We start from the raw sequence: 2126 nt of genomic DNA, 5'->3' as shown, positions 1-2126 counted from the left end.
CAAGGCGCTGGGCTTTACGGCCGATGCCAACTTCGCCGATATCATCCGGGCCCACATCGAGGATGAAGTGAAGAAATAAGCTGCACATCAGTACGCAGAAAAACGAAGGGACAGCCCCGCAAGAGGCTGTCCCTTTTTGCTGCCTGTCTTGTTGGCGACGGACTTACTGCGCTTTGCCCAGCATGTTGAAGATGCTGGAGAAGTCCAGCTTGCCTGCCCCGTTCATGCTGTGGATGTCGTACAGATTGCGTGCCGTCGAACCCAGCGGAATGGCGCAGTTGGTGGCCAGCGCATTCTCCACGGCCAGCCCCAGGTCCTTGAGCATCAGGTCCACGCCGAAACCACCGGCATAGCCCTTGGAAGCCGGCGCCGTTTCCATCACGCCGGGGCAAGGGTTGTAGACTTCCAGCGTCCAGTTGCGGCCCGAGCTCTTGGACATGATTTCCGACAGTACCTTGGGATCCATGCCATTGGCCATGCCCAGGCGGATCGCTTCCGACGTCCCGATCATGAGGATGCCCAGCAGCATGTTGTTGCAGACCTTGACGGTCTGGCCGCTGCCGCTTTCACCTGCGTGATAGATTGCTTTCCCCATCTTCTGCAGATAAGGCTGGGCGGCCTCGAAGGCCTCCTTGCTGCCGCCCACCATGAAGGTCAGCGTGCCTGCCGTCGCCCCGTTGGTGCCCCCGGAGACCGGCGCATCCAGCATCTCGAAGCCGCGCGCCTTGGCCGCTGCGGCCACCTTGCGCGCCGCTTCCGGAGCAATGGTGGAGCAGTCGATCAAGAGCGCGCCCGGCTTGGCCGAGGCCAGCACCCCGGCATCGCCCAGGTAGAGCGATTCCACGTGACGGCTGGCCGGCAGCATGGTGATGACCACGTCGGCCTTGGCCACGGCCGCCATGGAATCGGCTTCGGTCTTGCCGCCGACTTCCACCAGCTTATCCACGCTGGCCTTGACCAGGTCATGCCCGCTGACCGAAAAACCGGCCTTGACCAGGTTCTGCGCCATCGGCAAACCCATATTGCCCAGGCCGATGAAGACGATGTTGGCGCTCATGCTGCTCTCCTTACTTCAGGGTGATGGTGGTGTTGACCTGGCCGGCTTCTTCATCGGGCGCGTACCAGCGTGCGGTGACGGTCTTGGTCTGGGTCCAGAAGGTCACGGCCTGCTTGCCGTTGGGGCCGAGGTCGCCCAGCTTGGAAGCACGCGAACCGGTGAAGCTGAAGTAGGCCACCGGCACGGGGATGGGCACGTTGATGCCGACCTGGCCGACGTCGATCTCGTTCTGGAACTTGCGCGCCGCATAGCCCGAGCTGGTGAAGATGGAAGTACCGTTGCCGTTCGGGTTGGCGTTGATGAAGGCAATGGCTTCATCGAGCGTGTCCAGTTCGACGATGCACATGGCCGGGCCAAAGATTTCCTGGGCGTAGATGTCCATCTCGGGCTTCACGCCCGTGAAGACGGTCGGTCCCACGAAGTTGCCGTTCTCGCTGCCGGCCACCTTGCAGTTGCGGCCATCGAGCAGCAACTTGGCGCCCTGCTCCACGCCGCTGGCGATGAGGCGTTCGACACGTTCCTTGGCCGCCTTGGAGACCAGTGGACCGACATCGGCCTTGCGGTCGGTGCCGGGTCCGACCTTCATGGCCTTGGAGCGTTCGACGATCTCGGGAATCCATTCGCGCGTCTGACCCACCAGCACCACCACCGAATTGGCCATGCAGCGCTGGCCAGCCGCACCGAAAGCCGCACCCAGCAGGTTGTTGATGGCCTGGTCCTTGGGGGCATCGGGCAAGACGATGCAGTGGTTCTTGGCGCCCATCATGCACTGGGCGCGCTTGCCGGCTTCGCTGGCGCGGCGATAGATGTGGGTGCCGACATGGGTGGAACCGATGAAGGACACCGCCTTGATGTCGGGATGGTCGCAGATCATGTTGGCCACGTCCGGACCGCCATGCACCACGTTCAACACGCCCGGCGGCAGGCCGGCCTGGTTGGCCAGCTCGACCAGGAACAGAGAGGATGTCGGGTCCTGCTCGGAGGGCTTCAGCACGAAGGTATTGCCGCAGGCCACGGCGATGGGGAACATGAAGCAAGGCAGCATCACCGGGAAGTTGAAGGCGGTGAT

Annotated in this window: 2 protein-coding genes; both read right to left on the bottom strand. The window is 62.9% G+C overall.

Annotation, left to right across the window (positions count from 1 at the left end; all coding sequences use genetic code 11):
• Positions 1 to 163: 163 nt before the first annotated feature.
• Positions 164 to 1057: a 3-hydroxyisobutyrate dehydrogenase gene (mmsB, locus tag B3873_RS26255; protein ID WP_121042041.1), complete on the bottom strand. Its 894-nt coding sequence runs from the start codon at positions 1055 to 1057 to the stop codon at positions 164 to 166.
• 10 nt (positions 1058 to 1067) lie between these two features.
• Positions 1068 to 2126: CoA-acylating methylmalonate-semialdehyde dehydrogenase (mmsA, locus tag B3873_RS26250; RefSeq protein WP_286870048.1), on the bottom strand; the 1059-nt coding region annotated here is incomplete at its 5' end.

The sequence above is a fragment of the Herbaspirillum sp. UBA812 genome (genome assembly GCF_002296545.1).
Taxonomy (GTDB): Bacteria; Pseudomonadota; Gammaproteobacteria; order Burkholderiales; family Burkholderiaceae_D; genus Herbaspirillum; species Herbaspirillum huttiense.
Note: the sequence above shows the minus strand (reverse complement) of the source record. Positions and strands in the feature narration are given on the sequence as shown.

Coding starts and splice junctions, on each gene's coding strand:
- mmsB (WP_121042041.1), bottom strand. CDS start 1,057: ATGAGCGCCAACATCGTCTTCATCGGCCTGGGCAATATGGGTTTGCCG.